Genomic DNA, 18,083 nt, shown 5'->3' on the forward strand with positions numbered 1-18,083 from the left:
AGTACTAGTGCAATTAATTAAATTTGCTCGATTGTACGGAGGAAACTAGCCAAGAGCAAGGCACTCGCAAGAGAAGCGCCTACGCCCAAGTATCCAAATGCGTTTCATCATCCTCTTCATCGTGTTGCTTTTTTTTCTTTTTGTTTTGTTCTGCCAACTCTTGCTCTTTGAGCTTTTTACGTTGCTCCTGCAAGGCCGCTTTACGAAGCCTAATTTTTTCAATCGCGCCGTCTTTGACACCCGCAATGTAAAACATTGGTTTATGCTCAACATCAAGTCGTACAATGTTAGTTAAAAATGGCTTTAGTGCATCCATAACAAGTCACCTCGTTATATAAAATCTACCTATATTATCGGCAGTTATAAGATATGCTTTAGAAACAGTAAAAAAATGCTTGCATCGATTAACATTTTTATGCTCTTCTAGATATACAAATACAGCATAACTGAAACATTAAGAGTTAACTATGTTCAATACACTGACAGCTTTACATCATCACCATCATTCAACGGGATAACCTGTCAGGTATTTCGCTGGTGGGTTATTCCCTTAAGGAACCTCCGGCGAGCGGCACCAAGAACTAATTTATTTTCGCCCCGAGGTTCCACCTCGGGGTTTTTGTTTTTAAACATTTAGGAAAATAAATTATGAACAACAATAGATTACGTATAGCAATTCAAAAATCAGGCCGTTTATCCAAAGACTGCCAAGAGCTACTTAAACAACTTGGCGTAAAGCTTAACCTTCGTGAACAACGCTTAATTGCACACTCAACCAACATGCCCATTGACGTTCTACGTGTACGTGATGACGATATTCCAGGCCTTGTTATGGATGGCGTGTGTGACCTTGGTATTGTAGGTGAAAACGTGTTGGTTGAGGCACAAGCAGAGCGTTCCGGTTCGACACAAAATGCTGATGTTATCAAATTATCAAAGCTTGATTTTGGTTACTGCCGATTGGCACTTGCTTGGCCACAAGAACTAGGTCCGCAAGACAAATCTTGGTTTAACGGTAAACGTATCGCGACCACCTACCCTGAAATCTTAAAGCAATATTTACAACGCGAAAACATTGACGCCAGTACGGTGATGCTAACAGGCTCCGTAGAAGTCGCACCACGTGCTGGCCTTGCGGATGCAATCTGTGACCTTGTTTCAACAGGGGCAACGCTTGAAGCAAATGGTTTGATGCAAGGTGACACCATACTTGAATCAAACGCATGTTTAATTCAAAACCCTTTGCTAAGGGACGAAACTAAGCTCGCGCTCATTGAAAAACTCATGCCTCGCTTAAAAGGTGTAAAGCAAGCGAAAGAAAGCAAATATATCATGCTACACGCACCTAAGGACCGATTAGACGAAGTATGCGCGCTTCTTCCTGGTACCGGGCAGCCTACCCTATTGGCACTTGCTGGCAGCGATGAGTATGTAGCCCTCCACATGGTAAGCACTGAAACGCTATTTTGGGAAACCATGGAAGAGCTAAAAGCCCTCGGCGCTAACTCAATCTTAGTCATGCCAATTGAAAAAATGATGGAGTAATATCGTGATCCGTTGGAATGAGGTAGATCAACAAACTCAGCAGGCACTACTAATGCGCCCCGCCGTTATGGCAAGCGCAACTGTGGAATCAAGCGTGTTAAAGATCATCAGTGAAGTGAGAGAGTTTGGTGATCAAGCCCTACTTAATTACGCTGAAATGTTTGATAAGCGTAGTACTGCAAGATTACGCGTCCCCACATTAGAAATTGAGCAAAGTGGTGACTTGCTGTCTTCCGAACTCAAAAATGCAATTGAAACAGCCTATAACAACATTTGGCAATTTCACCAAGCTCAAATACCGAGAGATATTAAGCTTACCACCTCACCGGGCGTTGAATGTGAATTAAAGTACCAAGCCATTGACGCGATTGGTTTATATGTACCTGGAGGCAGCGCTCCTCTACCTTCTTCAGTGCTCATGCAAGGCGTATGCGCACAGCTAAGTGGTGCGAAAACGGTTGTTTTAGCAACCCCCGTTAATGGTGATGAATCTATCCACCCCGCTATTTTGTATGCTGCTAAGTTGTGTGGCATTACCACTGTTGTTGAAAGTGGCGGCGCGGGGGCAATTGCGGCAATGGCCCTTGGCACACAAAGCGTGCCTCAAGTGAATAAAGTGTTTGGACCAGGCAATAGTTATGTGACTATGGCCAAGCAACTACTGAGTCAAACACAGCCCGGATTCGCCATTGATATGCCTGCAGGTCCTTCAGAGGTGCTTGTTATTGCCGATGAGCGTGCAAACCCAGCGTTTATTGCTGCTGATTTACTGTCGCAAGCGGAACACGGTACGGATTCACAAGTGATTTTGCTATGTAACTGCGAGCAAGTGATCGTACAAACGCAAGCTGCGTTAGATGCTCAGCTGAACCAACTGTCAAGAAAAGAGATTGCGGCACAGGCGCTTGAAAACAGTTCTCTGATCTTAGTGAGTTCAATCGAACAAGCCTTCGATATTTCAGCCCAATATGGTCCAGAACACCTTATTCTTCAGCTCGGTGATGCCCAGCAGTACCTTGATAGAATCGTTAATGCTGGCTCCGTATTTGTCGGCGACTACACGCCGGAGTCAGCGGGTGATTATGCTTCCGGCACGAATCACGTTCTGCCTACTTACGGATACAGCAAAGTTTACTCAAGCCTCAATCTGCTCGACTTTTACCGTACTTATACAGTTCAAACCATTAGCAAAGCAGGACTAAAAGATTTAAGCAAAGCCATTTTGCCATTGGCACAAGCAGAAGGGCTAGATGCACACGCCAACGCAGTACAGGTTCGTTTGGAGACCATGCAAAATGACTGATTTAGATTTTCCCAACTCGCTGTTGCCAGACAACATTAATGCCCTTAAAGCATACAGCTCGGCTAAAAGCGAAAAGCTCAGCGGGTCAACTTGGCTCAACGCCAATGAAAGCCCGTATGCCAAAACGTTTGAGCTTACTTTATCAGATCTTAACCGCTACCCAGATCCACAGCCTGAGGCGGTGATCAACGCCTATGCAAAATATTGCGGCCTTCAAAGTGAGCAAGTCATCATGACTCGCGGCGCAGACGAAGGCATTGAACTATTGGTTCGTACGTATTGCAAACCAAGCGAGGATAGTATCGCGTTATTTTTACCCACCTATGGCATGTATAAAGTTACCGCCGATAGTCACAACGTCGCTATCAATGAACTAAGCCAAGCCTTGCTATTAGAAGGTAGCGCGCAAGACATTGTCGAAGCGGTTGGACAGAGCAAACTGGTATTCATCTGTAACCCAAATAACCCGACTGGCAGCTTGACCAGCTTGGACAAAATTTCTGCGATTGCCAAAGCGCTTGAGAACAAAGCAATTGTGGTTGTTGATGAGGCGTACATTGAATTTTGCGACGACAAGACAGCAACAGCTCTGCTGCAAGATTTTAGAAACATAGTTGTACTGCGCACTTTATCCAAAGCGTTTGCACTGGCAGGACTTAGAACTGGGTTTATGCTCGCGAACGCGTGCACATTAGCCCCAGTGCGCAAGGTGATTGCACCTTACCCCGTTTCTCGTGTTGTTGCACAAATTGCAGCGCAAGCATTGTCAACCGATGCTATCACACAGATGCGCAGGCAGGTTGCCATTTTGAATCGTGCAAAAGACATCTTGTTGCAATGGCTTAAAAACAGCAACGCTGTGGCCCAAGTACTTGCCGGAGAGGGAAATTTTGTCACCTTGCAACTGCGCGATAAATCATTCATTAAGCAAGCGATGGACACTGGGTTAATCATGAGGCCATTCATTCTCTTTGGCCAAGATGACTGGCTGCGTATTTCAATCGGCAGTGAACAAGAATTAGAACAAGTAAGAATTTGGCTTGAGTCGCTCAACGCCTAACTGTAAAGGAAAAACCATGAGTAACCCGTATTTATTTATAGACCGCGACGGCACAATGATTGACGAACCTATCACCGATAAGCAAGTAGATAGTCTTGAAAAGCTCGTACTGTTGCCAAATGTGATCCCCGCTCTTTTACAGCTTCAGGCGTCAGGCTACAAACTCGTCATGGTTTCAAACCAAGACGGCTTGGGCACATCTAGCTTTCCAACAGCTGATTTTGACATCGCGCAAAATAAAATGATGGAAATCTTTCAAAGTCAGGGCATTAAGTTTGTTGACGTACTCATATGTCCGCACTTTGACGAAGACAATTGTAATTGCAGAAAACCAAAAACAGGCTTACTGACTGAACTAATGCGCTCAGGCAAGGTAGATTTATCGCGCTCATACGTGATTGGTGATAGACACACCGATCTTGGTTTGGCTGAAAACCTTTGTATTCAAGGCATTTTATACAAAAACAATTGGCCTGAGATCGTGACCCAGCTTACGACGCAAAATCGCGAAGCAAGTGTGACACGTAACACCAAAGAAACGCAAATTAGTGTACGTGCTAACCTAGATCAAAATGCCAATGGCGAGATAAATACAGGCCTTGGATTTTTTGATCACATGCTCGACCAAATTCGCACCCACGCCAATATAGGCTTGAATATCAAAGCCTCAGGTGATTTACACATTGACGAGCACCATTTGGTGGAAGACGTTGGTATTGCCCTAGGCCAAGTACTCAAAACAGCATTAGGGACTAAATCGCAAATCGCACGTTATGGCTTTGCGCTTCCCATGGACGAATGTAAGGCTGAGTGTCAACTTGATTTATCTGGTCGAGCTTCATTTGTACTGAATGCCAACTTCAGCCGTGAAAAAGTGGGCGATTTAGATGTACAAATGGTAGAGCACTTTTTTAAATCGCTGGCGGATAACGCGCAAATCAGTCTGATTTTATCGGTGTCAGACGGTAATTGTCACCACCAAGTAGAAGGCTTATTTAAAGCATTCGCTCGTGCCCTGCGCATGGCCATCGCACAAGATTTACAGCAGCAAACAGCAAGCTCAAAGGGGTGTTTATGATCGCCATAATTAACACAGGCTGTGCCAATATCAACTCTGTTAGATTTGCATTTGAACGTCTTGGTGTTACTCCTGAAGTGATCTCAGCACCGGAACAACTCAGTCAGTTTGAACGTGCTATTTTGCCTGGTGTTGGACATGCCAAAGTGGCGATGGAGCGTTTAAAACAAAAAGGGTGGCAGCAAGCCATCAACGAGTATAACAATCCTTTGATGGGAATTTGTTTAGGCATGCAGCTTCTTTGCGAACACACAGATGAGGGTGACGTTGATTGTCTTGGTATGATCCCAGGTAACGTGTCGCAATTAGATGTGGGACAACTTACTAGCCCGCATATGGGTTGGAATAATTTAAGTAACCTCGTGGCACACCCGCTGACAAAAAATATAGATATCAATCAGCAGGTTTATTTTGTACATAGCTTTGCCCATGGGGTTAACAGCGCAACGCTCGCCCAAGGCGAGTATGGCAGTGCCTTCTCCGCTATCGTCGCAAAAGACAATTACGCGGGCATGCAATTTCACCCAGAGCGCAGCGCTAAAGTCGGCGCACAGTTACTGCAAAATTTTATAAATTGGCAACTTGATTAAGGGCAACACATGATCATTCCAGCATTAGATGTATTACAAAACCAAATTGTTCGCCTTTACCAAGGCAAGTACGACACGGCACAGTTTTACCCTTTTGAATTAGGTGAGCGTTTAGCTGGCTATCAAGCAAGTGGTGCACAAAAGCTACACTTGGTTGACTTAGAAGGTGCCCGCGACCCGCAAAAGAAACAGTGGCAACAAATACAGCAAGCAACCAAAGCCCTGAATGTGCCTTATCAAGTAGGCGGTGGTATACGCAGCTATGATGATGTAAAACAATGGCTTGCTGCGGGTGCTGCGCAAGTGGTTATCGGCTCTATGGCCGTTGATAAGCAGCATGAAGTTGCAGGCTGGATCAAAGAGTTTGGCGCTGAGCGATTTGTCATAGCGCTCGATGTAAACAAAACCGCCACGGGTTGGGCACCAGCGACCCACGGTTGGCTTAATGACGGTGAAGACAATCTATTCGAACTCGTCGATTTTTATTTTGCATTGGGCGTGGCCGACTTCTTATGCACGGACATCAGTAAAGATGGCACAATGACAGGTCCTTCTTTTGAGTTGTATCAAGAGCTTGTTGCACACAATAAACAGATAAAGGTGCAAGCTTCGGGTGGTGTAAGTTCACTGGAAGACATTCAGCGTTTGAGTGAAATTGGTGTGGGTGGTGTGATCTTAGGCAAATCATTATTAGACGGTGCCTTCACCGTAGAGGAGGCATTAGCATGTTATCAAAGCGCATAATCCCTTGCCTTGACGTAAAAAATGGCCAAGTTGTTAAGGGTGTAAAGTTTCAGGGCCACGAGGTGGTGGGTGACATTTTGGAGTTAGCCAAGCTTTATAGCCAAGCGGGTGCGGATGAGTTAGTTTTTTATGAGATCAGTGCCAGTGTTGAAAAGCGTTTACTCGATATCAATTGGGTCAGTAATATCGCTAAACACATCGATATTCCATTTTGCGTAGCTGGTGGCATCAAGTCCGTCGAAGACGCTGCGAAAGTACTCGAGCAAGGCGCAGATAAGATCAGCATCAACAGCCCTGCTATCGCTCGACCGCAACTTATCAAAGAGCTACATGACGAGTTTGGTAAGCAATGTGTTGTCGTAGGTATCGATAGCTTTTACGATGAAACCACTGGCGAATACTTGGTGTATCAATTAACGGGCGACCCAAACGCTTCAAGTCGTACTCGCTATAAAACACAGCAGTGGGTTGAAATGGTGCAAGAGCTAGGTGCTGGTGAAATAGTACTAAATTGCATGAATCAAGACGGCGTGCGTAAAGGCTATGATAATGAACAACTGAGCTTAATTAGAACAATGTGTGATATTCCGCTTATCGCCTCAGGCGGTGCGGGCACCATGCAAGATTTTGCTGATGTTTTTAAAACGAGCAACGTTGATGGCGCTTTAGCCGCAAGCGTATTTCATAAAAACATTATCGATATTGGTGAGTTAAAATCATTCTTAAACGAACAACAAGTGGCGGTGCGACTATGCAACTAACTCCAAACAATCTATCAACGCTCGATTTTGAAAAAAGCCCATTGATCCCAGCGATAGTGCAAGATGCAGCATCAGGGCAAATACTCATGCAAGGCTTTATGAACCAAGATGCCATTGCAGCAACCTTTGAAAAGCAGCTTGTAACCTTTTACTCTCGCTCCAAAGACCGCTTATGGACTAAAGGCGAAGAGTCGAACAATGTATTGCGCTTGGTTAGCGCTCATACGGATTGCGATCAAGATTCGATCTTAGTATTAGCAGCACCTGAAGGACCCACCTGTCACTTAGGCACACAAAGCTGTTTTGGTGAGGCAAAACCGAACATTGGCTTTTTAGCGAACCTTGAGCAGGTGATCGTTTCTAGGAAAAACGACGATCCAGCGCAAAGTTATACTGCATCTTTGTTTGCAAAAGACATTAGCAGAAGCTGTCAAAAAGTAGGCGAAGAAGGTGTTGAAGTGGCCCTTGCGGCAATGAAGCAAGACAAAGAAGAGCTAGTCAATGAATCGGCTGATCTACTCTATCACTTGCTTGTTTTACTGGAACGAAGCGGCACTAACCTCACTGAAGTGGTAAATTGTCTCGAAAATCGCCATAAAAAGGCGTAACACCTAGCCATTGAACTTAACCATGGTATGCTTGTCGTATTGTTGTCAAGAGAACCATGGTTAAGTGCCTGACCGAACAAAGATTCTAGTTCAGCTACACTTAGCTTGTTTGGCAACGCACTTTTAACATATGCTTAAATTGGCACGACAAGAGAGCAATAATAAATGAGCAAACAGCCCCCTATTTTCTTAATCAACTTAGATCAAAGCTCCGAACGTTTGCAAAAAAGTGCGGCTCGTTTAAAAGAGCAAAATATTGAGTTTGAGAGAATTTCGGGTGTCTATGGCAAAGCCCTCAGCGACATTGATTTAATCAAAAATTATCAACCATTGCTCAATCGGGTTGAGTTCTATCGTCCGCTTGGTAAAGGTGAGATTGGCTGCTACATGAGTCATCGTAAAGCATGGCAAGCCATCGTCGATGGCAAACACCCGTATGCTATCGTGATGGAAGATGATTTCAGGCTAGTCGGCGATTTGCATGAAGTATTTGATACTATTGAAAATCTTGATTTTGATTGGCAGCTCATTAAGTTAGCTGCGTACGAAAACAGAACTCGCCCCATTGCATTTTCTCATTCAATTAATGATAAATTTGATTTGGTTGTGCACAAAAAGGCAATGACCGGTTGCTGCGCTCAGGCTATAAGTTACCAAGGCGCGAAAGCGCTGTTAGCAGCAACCAAACATTTCGCTCGCCCTGTAGACACCGACATTCAGCACATCTGGGAAACCAAAGTGCCAGTCTACTCCCTCCTCCCCTACTACATTGAACAAGATCTTGAATTTGAAAGCGACATTGGTGCGGCCTCTGGTAAAAAGAAATTGAAAAAACGTTTTTGGCAACGCAAGTGGCTTCAGTTCAAAGAAAAATTCACCAACAAAAAAGCAACTAAAAAAGTCATCGATGATTTGAAAGAAAAGTTAGGTATTAACAACTAACATCATCCGGTACTAACAAGTTAAATTTTACATACCTAAGGTAAAAAATATTTGACATGGTTAAATCTTAGCCTTACGCTTTCTCATGTCAAAAGTATTTTACTTAAGGTTAAACATACATGACTAGGCAAGCACAATTCAAAGAGTTTTTACAAAGCATCAGTTTCCGGGAGTTAACACTCACCATAGATTTGCTCGTGAGCCTGTATATCTCTTATTTCTATATCAACCAGTTATATTCAGCAAGCGCTGAACAACTTGCTTCCACCTCTTGGTTATCTGGATTGTTGCTACAAGTGCTTGTCTATTCGGTTGTATTAATGACACTAAGCTACATGGTGCTTGCATTTATTAGTGACGATGAATTAGAACAGCCATTAGATGTACGCGAGAAACAAATCAATTTGCAGGGCTATAAGTACAAAGCACATATACTCCAAGCAGGCATTTGCGTTGCTATTTTTCAATACCAAGCCGAAGCCAATAATTGGGGTCCGGGACTGGAATACAACATCCCCTATTTGCCTATGCATGTGATGGTCGGCGCATTCTTACTCGCTGAAATTGCTAACTATGCTGCACAGCTATATAAAGGTAGAACAGGCAACATTTATGAGTAAGATGACAATTACCAATGACATTCGCACATTGCGCTTTTTAAATAACGAAATGACACAAAAACAACTCGCGGATGCCATCGGCGTAACAAGACAAACTGTAATGGCCATAGAAGCCAATAAATACTCCCCCTCTTTGGAGGTAGCCTTTAAAATTGCGCATGTATTTGGGCTGCCGTTGGAAGAAGTGTTTCAATATAGAGAAGCAGAATAGGCCCGTTTCTTTAACTCAAGGTATTTGCTTTTTCTAGACTACTTTTCTTTTGATAGCGTTAACTGCTGTTTCTCAAAATCAATTATCGCATTGTGTTTCATAAAAAATGACGAACCGAGTAAACCTTGAACCCCTTGCTCTGCACCAGCTTCTTGAACATGAGATAGATCCAAACTCACAAATTCTGGTGTTTTGTATGATGATCTGATCCAGTAAAACTGGACACTACATTAATCTACGTTTAATTATTCAAATCTTTCGGAGCTTAAATAGCCTAAGGCACTATGCCTTCTCTTCTTATTGTAATCAATCTCGATGTACTCAAATATGTGCTGGCGCATGGTTTCACGGTTCATAATTGGTTCGTATTGAACCGCTTCAACTTTCATTGAGTGGAAGAAGCTTTCAACACAAGCATTGTCCCAGCAGTTGCCCTTACGGCTCATACTTTGAATTAATCCGTGTTGCTCAATTATATTCCGATAAGCGTGAGAGCAATATTGGCTGCCTCGGTTACTGTGAATAATGACGCCTTTGGGCTTGCCTCGTCGCCAAAGCGCCATTTGTAGAGCGTCACAAACCAACGTTGAAGTCATACGGTTACTCATCGACCAGCCAATCACTGCGCGAGAGTATAAATCAATGATGACAAGCTAAATAGAGCCAACCTTCGCTTGTCATCAGATAGGTGATATCACCTGCCCACTTTTGATTAGGTCTGTCGGCCGTAAAATTTTGCTCAAGTAAATTCGGTGCAACAGGCATCGCATGTTTACTATCTGTCGTGACTTTAAATTTTCGAGCAGCTTTAGCCACAAGCCCTTGACGTTCCATGCTACTAGCGATGGTTTTTATGTCATGCCTATCGCCTAGCTCCTCAAGCTCAGCTTGAATACGTCTAGCACCGTCCCGCTCTTTGATTTTGGTAAACACATCTTTAATTTTTGTATCACGCACTTGCTGTGCCGGTGAACGCTTGCTCGGCTGCTGACATGTCTTTAACCATGGATAATACCCACTTGGCGAAACAGAAAATACACAGGCCATTCTAACTATGGCAAATGACCCGTGATTGGCTTTCATAAACTCAAATCGAGCTACTTTTGGTTTTTCGCGAAGTAGGTCGCCGCCTTTTTTAGGATTTCCAGCTCCTCAGCTTGTTCGGCCAATTGACGCTTTAACTTGGCATTTTCTGTGGCGAGAGCGCTTTCTCGTTCTGAGGTTGACGCTTTCTTTTGTGCCGCGTTTCGCCACGCATAGAGCTGAGATTCATAAGTATTAAGCTCTCGTGCGGCTTGTGCCATGCCAACTTTAGCAGCTAATTTTAAAGCTTCTTCTTTAAATTCGGTTGAATAGGTTTTTCTGGTTTTCTTTTGGGATGTCATTTTTCACCTCTGTGAGTTAGTTTACTCACTTAATGAGATGTCCAAAACTATTGGATCAGATCAAAATGGGCGAGCACGATTTATCACGGTGAGAGAAATGAAGGTTGAACGCTCAGCTTCAATGGGGGAAATTGAAGCTGAGTTATTTTGGTTTGCGCATATTCACACTAACTAAAACTGCTCACCAAGGATTGGGAAACCAAAGACCAGCCGTCGATAAGTACAAACAACATAACCTTAATAGGTAGCGCAATAGAAATCGGCGGCAACATGATCATACCCAACGACATGAGTACACTGGCCACAACAAGATCTATTAATAGAAAGGGTATAAAAATGATAAATGCGATTTTAAATGCGGTTGTCAGCTCACTTAGCAAAAATGCAGGCACTAAATAGCTAAACGACACATCTGAAGCACTGGCTGGCGGTTGTTGTTTTGCCATTTCCAGAATGGCCGCAAAGTCTTCTTCTCTGGTTTGGCTCAGCATAAATGCTTTCATATGCGCGCCACCAAGCTCTAAGGCTTCCTCTAGCGTGACAGTCTCGCTTACATAAGGCCGAATCGCATCACTTTCTACCTTTTCCCATACCGGCAACATAGTATAAAAGGTAAGAAACAAACTCAGTGTAATGATCACGATATTCGGCGGTGTTTGCTGCAAACCAAGCGCATGACGCAGCATCGATAACACAATGACAATACGAGTAAAAGCGGTCATTGCGATCAAAATTACTGGAATGAAAGACAGCATTGTCAGCGTAAACACTGTTTTCAATTCAGGAGATAGATTGTCCAGCAAGCCTGAATTTTTCACTTCCACCAGCAAACTTGTTTGCTCTGCTTGTGCAAAAACAAACGATGGCACTAACACAGACAATAGGATAAACAGCTTAATCACCCTACTCACCATCAAGTTCTCCCTTTTTTATATCTTGACCAAACAACTCAACCACACCCGACTTTGACTCAAATACAACATATGTTTTCTCATGCGATTGCATTTCATACACAACACTGTGCTGCCCAACTCGAGTTTGGCTGACGACCTTAATTCCTTTTGATGAGTTAAGGGTTGGCTTTTTATACACCTTAAGGAAAAGATAAATACCCACGAGAATCAAAGAAACAGCAACTAAAATGATTAGCTGATAATCGCTAACCACTTCAGTTTGCTTGAATTGCAGCTCATTCATCAGAGCTTACTGGAACATCGGTAATTTCCACTCCAAATTTACCGTCGGCTGCAACTAAGCGGCCCATTGCAACAACATTACCGTTTAGACACAGTTTAATGGTGTCCTGCGTAGCTTGTTGAAGCTTAAGCACTTCACCCACTTCTAAAGCGTAAAGTTTATCCAACGCGATTTGGGTTTCACCAACAACACACTCAAGTTCAACTTGAACACCTTTTAATAACTTTTTGTCGATGCTCGGTAACAGCTTTTCGCCGCTATTGCTTTGTTCTGTGACTTCTGTAAATTCAACAGGTTGAACATTTTCCATTTATGACTCCGAAAAAATAATTGCTTTACTATTATCACGTTCAACTAAAAAGCCTTGAGCGACTTCGCTAACATGATTAATTTCAATAGGAATTGGCGACTCAATAGCTTGATTGAGCATGACCACATCGCCCTTTTTTAGACACATGGCATCAGCAAAACTCAGTGACTGACTCTTCATTGCCACACGCACTGGAACAGTGTGATGTTGCGCGGCATGTTTTAGTGAAAACAAAGGCACACTCGCCTGTTGCTCAGCTTTTGGCAGAAGGTGTGCAAACACCTGCCAATCTAACGCAATGATTAGTGTCCAAGTTGCCGCTTGCACCTCAACGGTCGCCACGACCTGGCTACTTTTAACCTCAACGTTGTCAGGCACGCCAAGTGCGCTTTGCAACTTTAAGTGCAAGTCTTCTTTGATATGCGCGCAGGGCTGTTTCTCTAATGATTTTAGTAACATAGGCAAAGTTACTTTATCAACATTCAGCGCTTCGCACAGCATAGCCGCAACCATAGGATCAGGTTGGTTGCATAAAGTAATACCCGTTTTATCGGCTTGAAAATTATCTTGTGTTTGTATATTTAACGATGAAAATAACTGCTCATTAAACTCAATGTTCACGGCAATATCATTCGCTGCGACAAACCAAGTTTGTAGCCATTGTTTTGTAGCCGAGTTAAGGCGCTCACTAATGAGCGCTTTTAATGAACTATCGAATACACCTGAGTACTTAATCGACATTAACGACCTCTAGTGTTCTCGTACAATTGCTCAAGCAACTGGTTTGATACGTTCAGTAATCTTGAGCTTGCCTGATAGCCACGTTGAATAACCAGCATGTCTGCAAACTCTCTAGATAGGTCAACGTTTGACAGTTCAATACTCTTACCTGCAATGCTGCCCAGCCCTGAATTACCCGCTTTTTCGAACGTCACTCCCGAGTTTGATTGTGCTTCAAACAAATTACCTTTAACTTGCGTTAAAGATGCCAAGTCTTTCACGTTTGCAATCGCAAGCGCTGGGCCTTTTTTCGTCTCACCATTGCTATATTTCAGTGACAAAGTCCCATCTGATGAAAATTCAATGCTGGTTAAAGAAGCAACCGCAGAGCCATCCTTTACTGTGGCTTTTAATGTTGAGGTTTCACCCGTATCCATAGATGTTGACTGCGAAAAGTTAGTAGGGCTGCCCAAAGAGAATGTAACTGCCGCAGTACCATTCATTGAGTCACCAATACTTACGCTAAAGCTACCCTGTCCTGCTTCAGGCGTGCCATCTGCACCAAATTTGATTTTGGATGTTGAGATAGTCGTGCTGGTATCTGACGACTTACTCACATCAACAGTCCATTCACCTGTGACAGTCGTACTTTTTGCAAACTTCAACGTAAGCTCAACTTCCTCACCAAGACGGTTGAATACCTTCACACCAGAGATCTCATGACTCGACGCCCCGGTTGATAAGTTGCCACTTAAATCAACGGTTTGAGTAGCTTTTGGTGCAAGCATTCTAAGCTCACTGATATTGAACTCAGACAAAGCGCCTGTATCACTGATACTCGCTACCGAGCCACCTGAGTTTTTATCAATCAGAACACCATCACTGTTGAAGCTAAACTGACCAGCACGAGTAAAATACTGATTGCCATCTTGTAGCACGGTGAAAAAGCCTTGCCCGTTGATAGCAACATCTGTGGCGTTACCAGTTTGTTTAATGTCACCACTGGTAAAACGATAACCTAACCCTGAGATTTGCGTACCAATGCCACCATCGCCGTTACCGCCACTTAGACTGTCGTAAAATGTATCCGCAGCACGAAAACCCGGGGTGTTCATATTTGAGATATTGTTACTTACTGTATCGAGGTTTTTTGAGAATGACAGCATTCCCGAAAGCCCATTAAAGAAGGCCTGAAACATATTAAACTCCTGTTATTGTTGCACCACGGTCACTTGACTGAGTGATACCTTATCTATAAAGCTACCTTCGGCGCTTTTTATTGTTAATGTCGGTCCATTTGCGTCATAGTGAACTGCTTCAATGGTGCCATTAAACTCAGAGCCCGACTGCAAGTTAACCTGCACCGTTTTTCCAAGTAAATTCAGTGCCTGATTCGATGAGTTCATCGAAAGCAAGCTTTGTAATTTGTCGTTCGATTGACGTGTTTGTTCCAGCGCAGAAAATTGTGCCAACTGCGCTAAGAACTCTCTATTATTCAACGGCTCAAGTGGATCTTGAGAATTCAACTGAGCCAAGAACAGTTTGATAAACTCGTCTTGCGATACATTGCTATTTTCATTTGTTGTGGCGGTTGTGCCCGTCACTTGTCCAATGCTTTCAACTGCCATTTACACATCTCTTTTGAAAATTACTTTGCCGTTAAAGCTATATTCTTTAATATTTTTCAAAACGCTTTGATCAACAAATTCATCTAACCATCCCCCCACTGCATCGGCTTGTTCTTGTCCACCAAAATAGTCACGAGCCGAGACTTTTACGGATTTATCCGCATTTGTGAACACAAATAAAGCTTGCGTAGAATAAGGCTGGTAACGGGGATCAAAATACGGTTTTGCCGTTTCAAGTAAGGCTTTTTCTGCATTCACTGAATGGGTACGCAAAGACGGTGCATTGTTAGCAGCAAAGTTATTCTGTAACTGATTTGCAACTTTAAAGTGCGCCGTTACTGTTGAGGCACCTGTGTGCACATTGGTTAGCTGTGCAGCAACTTGATTCAGTGTGCTCTTCTTATCGGTAAGCCCTTCATTGAGACCATAATCAACGGTGCTGACAAGCTGCTGTGCCAAATGCCCTGTCGCCAACATGCCCCATTTAACCGCCACTTTTAGCTGAGTAACCGATGTTGCAGTACTACCACTGTCATGACCTACTCCTATTAACTGTGCCGCTTGAGTGCTCATCGTTGCATCAGCAAACTCAGCCAAGTCATTCAATTGAAAGTGAACGCTCGGAGCCTGCTGTTCCGCACTATTGGCAAACAGTAATGTTTGGCTGTTTTGTAGATGACTCTCTAGCGTATCGTGTATTGCAAACTGCCCCTTAAACGCTTGGTCAGCTCCTTGCTGCAAAGCGGCATCTGAGCTCAAATCTAACCCATCAGATAACAGCGCTTCAAAAGCTGAATCTAAACGACCTAATTGGTTATTTTTACCCAGCTCTGGATTAGAAGCCGACTGTCCATTTTGGGATAACAACATACTGGTCAGATCAAGCATGCTGAATTGCTCCTTTATTGATCACACGTAATTGTTCAAGCTGTGTATCCAGCAAAGCATTAATACGCTGAATTTCTTCACTTTTATGTTTAGTTGATTTGTTATTAATCACTTTTTGCTTCAACTTCAGCTCGCAAAGTGCTTGCTCTTGCGTACTACGTGCTTGTGTTAATTCAGTTAAAACTGACTCAAGATCCAAAACTTCTTGCGACAACGCCGCAACTTGATTCAATGTGACCCTGTGCACTTCAGGCATCATGTTTGCGATAGACGCCAGAGTATAATCATTAATGTCTGTAAGCTTATTTTGGGTTTTAGTTAGCTGCTTTTGCACATCAACAATTTGCGTCGTTATCTGTTCTAGCTCTTGCATCTTGGCACTAACACGATGTTCATAAACCTTGGCGTACTGGGCGCAGAATCTTGATAATTTCACATGCTTATCACTCATCTTTCAGCTCCAGTGCATTTAAAAGTTCAAACATTTTTTCACGACTGATTGACTCACCCTTAGCCTGTTGCAAAAAGCCACAAATAGTTTGGTAATTCTTTTTGATCAATGCCGTGTTTGAGTTTTCACCTTCAAGCATGCCAAGCTCTAACAGTTCTTTATTATCTTCAAAGCTGAGCCATGCTTTTCTTACTTTTGTCAGTGAACTTCTCTGCGCTTCAGTTGATAAGTCTGGAAACAATCGACTTACCGATTTCAAAATATCGATAGCAGGAAAGTGATAGCGTTCAGCCAACTGTCGTGTCAGCACAATATGTCCATCTAATATGGCGCGCAACGTGTCTACAACCGGATCATTGAAATCGTCATTTTCGACCAAAACGGTGAAAATAGCGGTAATTGCGCCTCTTTCTTTGAAACGTCCGCAACGCTCAACAATTTTTGGCACCGCCGAAAATACCGATGTTGTATAACCTTTAAGAGTGGGAGGTTCACCAATGGCTAAGCCTATTTCTCGTAAGGCCATCGCAAATCGCGTCATTGAATCAACCGTCAATAACACATCTTTACCCTGATGAGAGAAAAATTCTGCCATCGCCAACGCATAGTGCACACTCTGTACACGTATTAACGGAGATTCCTCAGCCGTTGCTGCGATCACGATAGAATTCTTCATACCGTTTTGGCCCAGTGTCCGAGTAACAAACTCCTCCACTTCTCGGCCCCGTTCGCCAACGAGTACAACGATGTTGACTTTGTCATCTGCCAGACGATTTTTGCAAATATCGCTCAACAAACTACTTTTACCAACACCACTGCCAGCAAACAAGCCAACACGCTGCCCGTGACCCAGTGTTAAAAAGGTATCAATGGCAGTTATTCCCGTATCGAATACCTCTTCAATAGGGGCTCGTTGTAATGGATTAATAGGCTGAGTATGAATTTCAACATCTGCGCAACTGGCAATGTGCCCTTTGTCGTCAATGGGTTTACCAAACGCATTAACCACCCGGCCAAGATAGTCATTACCTACAGGAACGGTAACGTTGTGGCCTAATGACACAACCTTGCTACCATAAGTTACACCTCGTAGGCTCTCAAATGGCAATAGCAATACTCGCTGCTCTTTAAAACCCACAACCTGGCATAGTATTTCAGGTAAGCCAGATTGCGGTTGGATCTTACAAAGCTCACCGATGCAAACTCCTGGGCAACTTGCTTCAACAACAACCCCAATGGTTGTGATCACATAACCCTTGCTGACTTGTGACTCGATGTTATCCAAAGACTGCTTGAATAGCTGCAAATTAACCAAGGTTCGACTCCCGTCTAAATTTGGCTAAGTTCTCACACCATGCATTTAGCTTTTCAGTAAAGTTCAGTTCTATACTGCCGTTGGCCAGTTCTAAACGCGTATCTCCAATTGACATTCGTTTATCTTCTTTGATTTTTATTCTGGCCAGTTCGTCCTCACAATACTGGTTCTTAAAACGGCTCGTAACAAACTGGTAGTCTTGAGTGCTCAAACACAATGACACCTCTTTAGACACGGTGCATTCTTCAATCGCCCGCTCAACAGCTTGCTTTAAGTATTCACCTTGCTCTAAGCGTTCACCCAGTAGCTTAAACACGGCAAGCACAATGACTTCATAAACATCGTCTTCATTGTGTAATGCCACATTAGGTTCGAGCTTTTCAACTTTTGAAATGAGCTGACTAAGCTGCGCTGTTTGTTCATCTAACTGCTTGTTTTGCTCTTTAGTTACTTTTTCTAACTGAGATTGCGCGTCTTTTAACCCTTGCTCTAAACCTTGTTTGTAACCACGTTCAGACTCTTTTTTAACAATGGTTGTCAGATCGTGCTCAAACACTTCAGCTATCAATTTTTCACGTTGCTTTGGCTCAAGACTTTGTAGTAAAGCGCGCAAGTCTGGTTGTGGCTGTGCAACTTGTTGAGTTGTCGCAACGGGTTCGACAGGCACATTAGATGACCGCGTTGGCTGCATCTTTGGTCCGTGATAAGTCTTAACGCTATTAATCAT

The 18,083-nt window shown here is 43.4% G+C and carries 24 protein-coding genes and 1 pseudogene; 12 read left to right on the top strand and 13 right to left on the bottom strand.

The window, feature by feature from the left end; all coding sequences use genetic code 11:
• Positions 1-79: 79 nt before the first annotated feature.
• Entirely contained in the window at positions 80-316 is a 237-nt protein-coding gene (locus AC5FX4_RS18565; RefSeq protein WP_493607907.1) for a hypothetical protein, read from the bottom strand.
• Positions 317-645: 329 nt separating this feature from the next.
• On the opposite strand from AC5FX4_RS18565, the gene hisG reads away from it, so the two are divergent.
• From hisG to AC5FX4_RS18620, 11 genes are all read left to right on the top strand, one after another.
• The gene (gene hisG, locus AC5FX4_RS18570; RefSeq protein ID WP_493608759.1) at positions 646-1,545 is read left to right on the top strand and encodes an ATP phosphoribosyltransferase; all 900 of its coding nucleotides are present in this window, start codon (positions 646-648) and stop codon (positions 1,543-1,545) included.
• A gap of 4 nt (positions 1,546-1,549) precedes the next feature.
• A complete protein-coding gene (gene hisD, locus AC5FX4_RS18575) occupies positions 1,550-2,848 on the top strand; it encodes a histidinol dehydrogenase (RefSeq protein ID WP_493607908.1) in 1,299 nt (432 codons plus the stop codon).
• Positions 2,841-3,908 (top strand): histidinol-phosphate transaminase, encoded by a 1,068-nt coding sequence (hisC, locus tag AC5FX4_RS18580; RefSeq protein WP_493607909.1) that lies wholly within the window; start codon positions 2,841-2,843, stop codon positions 3,906-3,908. Before hisD ends, hisC begins: the two co-directional genes overlap by 8 nt.
• 16 nt (positions 3,909-3,924) lie before the next feature.
• Positions 3,925-4,986 (top strand): bifunctional histidinol-phosphatase/imidazoleglycerol-phosphate dehydratase HisB, encoded by a 1,062-nt coding sequence (gene hisB / locus AC5FX4_RS18585; protein WP_493607910.1) that lies wholly within the window; start codon positions 3,925-3,927, stop codon positions 4,984-4,986.
• On the top strand, positions 4,983-5,576 hold the full coding sequence (hisH, locus tag AC5FX4_RS18590; protein WP_493607911.1) for an imidazole glycerol phosphate synthase subunit HisH: 594 nt from the start codon (positions 4,983-4,985) through the stop codon (positions 5,574-5,576). The genes hisB and hisH overlap by 4 nt, the downstream gene beginning before the upstream one ends.
• Positions 5,577-5,585: 9 nt before the next feature.
• A complete protein-coding gene (locus AC5FX4_RS18595; protein ID WP_493607912.1) occupies positions 5,586-6,320 on the top strand; it encodes a 1-(5-phosphoribosyl)-5-[(5-phosphoribosylamino)methylideneamino] imidazole-4-carboxamide isomerase in 735 nt (244 codons plus the stop codon).
• Complete coding sequence (gene hisF, locus AC5FX4_RS18600) at positions 6,302-7,081, top strand: imidazole glycerol phosphate synthase subunit HisF (RefSeq protein ID WP_493607913.1); 780 nt, start codon at positions 6,302-6,304, stop codon at positions 7,079-7,081. The genes AC5FX4_RS18595 and hisF overlap by 19 nt, the downstream gene beginning before the upstream one ends.
• A complete protein-coding gene (gene hisIE / locus AC5FX4_RS18605; protein WP_493607914.1) occupies positions 7,072-7,689 on the top strand; it encodes a bifunctional phosphoribosyl-AMP cyclohydrolase/phosphoribosyl-ATP diphosphatase HisIE in 618 nt (205 codons plus the stop codon). The genes hisF and hisIE overlap by 10 nt, the downstream gene beginning before the upstream one ends.
• A 165-nt stretch (positions 7,690-7,854) precedes the next feature.
• Positions 7,855-8,631: a glycosyltransferase family 25 protein gene (locus AC5FX4_RS18610; RefSeq protein WP_493607915.1), complete on the top strand. Its 777-nt coding sequence runs from the start codon at positions 7,855-7,857 to the stop codon at positions 8,629-8,631.
• Between the two features lie 119 nt (positions 8,632-8,750).
• Entirely contained in the window at positions 8,751-9,251 is a 501-nt protein-coding gene (locus AC5FX4_RS18615) for a hypothetical protein (protein ID WP_493607916.1), read from the top strand.
• Positions 9,244-9,462 (top strand): helix-turn-helix transcriptional regulator, encoded by a 219-nt coding sequence (locus AC5FX4_RS18620; RefSeq protein WP_493607917.1) that lies wholly within the window; start codon positions 9,244-9,246, stop codon positions 9,460-9,462. Before AC5FX4_RS18615 ends, AC5FX4_RS18620 begins: the two co-directional genes overlap by 8 nt.
• 38 nt (positions 9,463-9,500) lie before the next feature.
• On the opposite strand, the gene AC5FX4_RS18625 is transcribed toward AC5FX4_RS18620, so the two are convergent.
• Both AC5FX4_RS18625 and AC5FX4_RS18630 read right to left on the bottom strand, forming a co-directional pair.
• Positions 9,501-9,635 (bottom strand): hypothetical protein, encoded by a 135-nt coding sequence (locus AC5FX4_RS18625; RefSeq protein ID WP_493607918.1) that lies wholly within the window; start codon positions 9,633-9,635, stop codon positions 9,501-9,503.
• 72 nt (positions 9,636-9,707) lie between these two features.
• Positions 9,708-10,847 (bottom strand): annotated as a pseudogene (locus AC5FX4_RS18630) (IS3 family transposase).
• A gap of 37 nt (positions 10,848-10,884) precedes the next feature.
• Between AC5FX4_RS18630 and AC5FX4_RS18635 the strand changes: the two are divergent.
• On the top strand, positions 10,885-11,022 hold the full coding sequence (locus tag AC5FX4_RS18635) for a hypothetical protein (protein WP_493607919.1): 138 nt from the start codon (positions 10,885-10,887) through the stop codon (positions 11,020-11,022).
• On the opposite strand, the gene fliP is transcribed toward AC5FX4_RS18635, so the two are convergent.
• The 10 genes from fliP to AC5FX4_RS18685 are packed head-to-tail and all read right to left on the bottom strand — an operon-like array spanning position 11,015 to position 18,083.
• Positions 11,015-11,749, bottom strand: coding sequence for a flagellar type III secretion system pore protein FliP (gene fliP, locus AC5FX4_RS18640; RefSeq protein WP_493607920.1), 735 nt, complete (start codon positions 11,747-11,749; stop codon positions 11,015-11,017). The genes AC5FX4_RS18635 and fliP overlap by 8 nt on opposite strands.
• Position 11,750: 1 nt before the next feature.
• Positions 11,751-12,044, bottom strand: coding sequence for a hypothetical protein (locus AC5FX4_RS18645; protein WP_493607921.1), 294 nt, complete (start codon positions 12,042-12,044; stop codon positions 11,751-11,753).
• Positions 12,037-12,354 carry a FliM/FliN family flagellar motor switch protein gene (locus AC5FX4_RS18650; protein ID WP_493607922.1) on the bottom strand — a complete coding sequence of 106 codons (318 nt, stop codon included), beginning with the start codon at positions 12,352-12,354 and terminating at the stop codon, positions 12,037-12,039. The genes AC5FX4_RS18645 and AC5FX4_RS18650 overlap by 8 nt, the downstream gene beginning before the upstream one ends.
• The gene (locus AC5FX4_RS18655; RefSeq protein WP_493607923.1) at positions 12,355-13,095 is read right to left on the bottom strand and encodes a FliM/FliN family flagellar motor C-terminal domain-containing protein; all 741 of its coding nucleotides are present in this window, start codon (positions 13,093-13,095) and stop codon (positions 12,355-12,357) included.
• The gene (flgF, locus tag AC5FX4_RS18660) at positions 13,095-14,273 is read right to left on the bottom strand and encodes a flagellar basal-body rod protein FlgF (RefSeq protein ID WP_493607924.1); all 1,179 of its coding nucleotides are present in this window, start codon (positions 14,271-14,273) and stop codon (positions 13,095-13,097) included. The genes AC5FX4_RS18655 and flgF overlap by 1 nt, the downstream gene beginning before the upstream one ends.
• Positions 14,274-14,285: 12 nt before the next feature.
• The gene (locus AC5FX4_RS18665) at positions 14,286-14,702 is read right to left on the bottom strand and encodes a flagellar hook assembly protein FlgD (RefSeq protein WP_493607925.1); all 417 of its coding nucleotides are present in this window, start codon (positions 14,700-14,702) and stop codon (positions 14,286-14,288) included.
• Positions 14,703-15,590, bottom strand: coding sequence for a hypothetical protein (locus AC5FX4_RS18670; protein WP_493607926.1), 888 nt, complete (start codon positions 15,588-15,590; stop codon positions 14,703-14,705).
• Complete coding sequence (locus AC5FX4_RS18675) at positions 15,583-16,041, bottom strand: hypothetical protein (RefSeq protein ID WP_493607927.1); 459 nt, start codon at positions 16,039-16,041, stop codon at positions 15,583-15,585. Before AC5FX4_RS18675 ends, AC5FX4_RS18670 begins: the two co-directional genes overlap by 8 nt.
• A complete protein-coding gene (locus AC5FX4_RS18680; RefSeq protein ID WP_493607928.1) occupies positions 16,034-17,356 on the bottom strand; it encodes a FliI/YscN family ATPase in 1,323 nt (440 codons plus the stop codon). The genes AC5FX4_RS18675 and AC5FX4_RS18680 overlap by 8 nt, the downstream gene beginning before the upstream one ends.
• On the bottom strand, positions 17,349-18,083 hold the full coding sequence (locus AC5FX4_RS18685; RefSeq protein WP_493607929.1) for a FliH/SctL family protein: 735 nt from the start codon (positions 18,081-18,083) through the stop codon (positions 17,349-17,351). The genes AC5FX4_RS18680 and AC5FX4_RS18685 overlap by 8 nt, the downstream gene beginning before the upstream one ends.

It is taken from the genome of Pseudoalteromonas sp. ATL1 (assembly GCF_058933015.1).

Bases quoted from the DNA above. Each gene is read 5' to 3' on its own strand.
- AC5FX4_RS18565 (WP_493607907.1), bottom strand. From the start codon at position 316: ATGGATGCACTAAAGCCATTTTTAACTAACATTGTACGACTTGATGTT.
- hisC (WP_493607909.1), top strand. From the start codon at position 2,841: ATGACTGATTTAGATTTTCCCAACTCGCTGTTGCCAGACAACATTAAT.
- hisB (WP_493607910.1), top strand. From the start codon at position 3,925: ATGAGTAACCCGTATTTATTTATAGACCGCGACGGCACAATGATTGAC.
- hisH (WP_493607911.1), top strand. From the start codon at position 4,983: ATGATCGCCATAATTAACACAGGCTGTGCCAATATCAACTCTGTTAGA.
- AC5FX4_RS18595 (WP_493607912.1), top strand. From the start codon at position 5,586: ATGATCATTCCAGCATTAGATGTATTACAAAACCAAATTGTTCGCCTT.
- hisF (WP_493607913.1), top strand. From the start codon at position 6,302: ATGTTATCAAAGCGCATAATCCCTTGCCTTGACGTAAAAAATGGCCAA.
- hisIE (WP_493607914.1), top strand. From the start codon at position 7,072: ATGCAACTAACTCCAAACAATCTATCAACGCTCGATTTTGAAAAAAGC.
- AC5FX4_RS18610 (WP_493607915.1), top strand. From the start codon at position 7,855: ATGAGCAAACAGCCCCCTATTTTCTTAATCAACTTAGATCAAAGCTCC.
- AC5FX4_RS18615 (WP_493607916.1), top strand. From the start codon at position 8,751: ATGACTAGGCAAGCACAATTCAAAGAGTTTTTACAAAGCATCAGTTTC.
- AC5FX4_RS18620 (WP_493607917.1), top strand. From the start codon at position 9,244: ATGAGTAAGATGACAATTACCAATGACATTCGCACATTGCGCTTTTTA.
- AC5FX4_RS18635 (WP_493607919.1), top strand. From the start codon at position 10,885: ATGTCCAAAACTATTGGATCAGATCAAAATGGGCGAGCACGATTTATC.
- AC5FX4_RS18645 (WP_493607921.1), bottom strand. From the start codon at position 12,044: ATGAATGAGCTGCAATTCAAGCAAACTGAAGTGGTTAGCGATTATCAG.
- AC5FX4_RS18650 (WP_493607922.1), bottom strand. From the start codon at position 12,354: ATGGAAAATGTTCAACCTGTTGAATTTACAGAAGTCACAGAACAAAGC.
- AC5FX4_RS18655 (WP_493607923.1), bottom strand. From the start codon at position 13,095: ATGTCGATTAAGTACTCAGGTGTATTCGATAGTTCATTAAAAGCGCTC.
- flgF (WP_493607924.1), bottom strand. From the start codon at position 14,273: ATGTTTCAGGCCTTCTTTAATGGGCTTTCGGGAATGCTGTCATTCTCA.
- AC5FX4_RS18665 (WP_493607925.1), bottom strand. From the start codon at position 14,702: ATGGCAGTTGAAAGCATTGGACAAGTGACGGGCACAACCGCCACAACA.
- AC5FX4_RS18670 (WP_493607926.1), bottom strand. From the start codon at position 15,590: ATGCTTGATCTGACCAGTATGTTGTTATCCCAAAATGGACAGTCGGCT.
- AC5FX4_RS18675 (WP_493607927.1), bottom strand. From the start codon at position 16,041: ATGAGTGATAAGCATGTGAAATTATCAAGATTCTGCGCCCAGTACGCC.
- AC5FX4_RS18685 (WP_493607929.1), bottom strand. From the start codon at position 18,083: ATGATTAATAGCGTTAAGACTTATCACGGACCAAAGATGCAGCCAACG.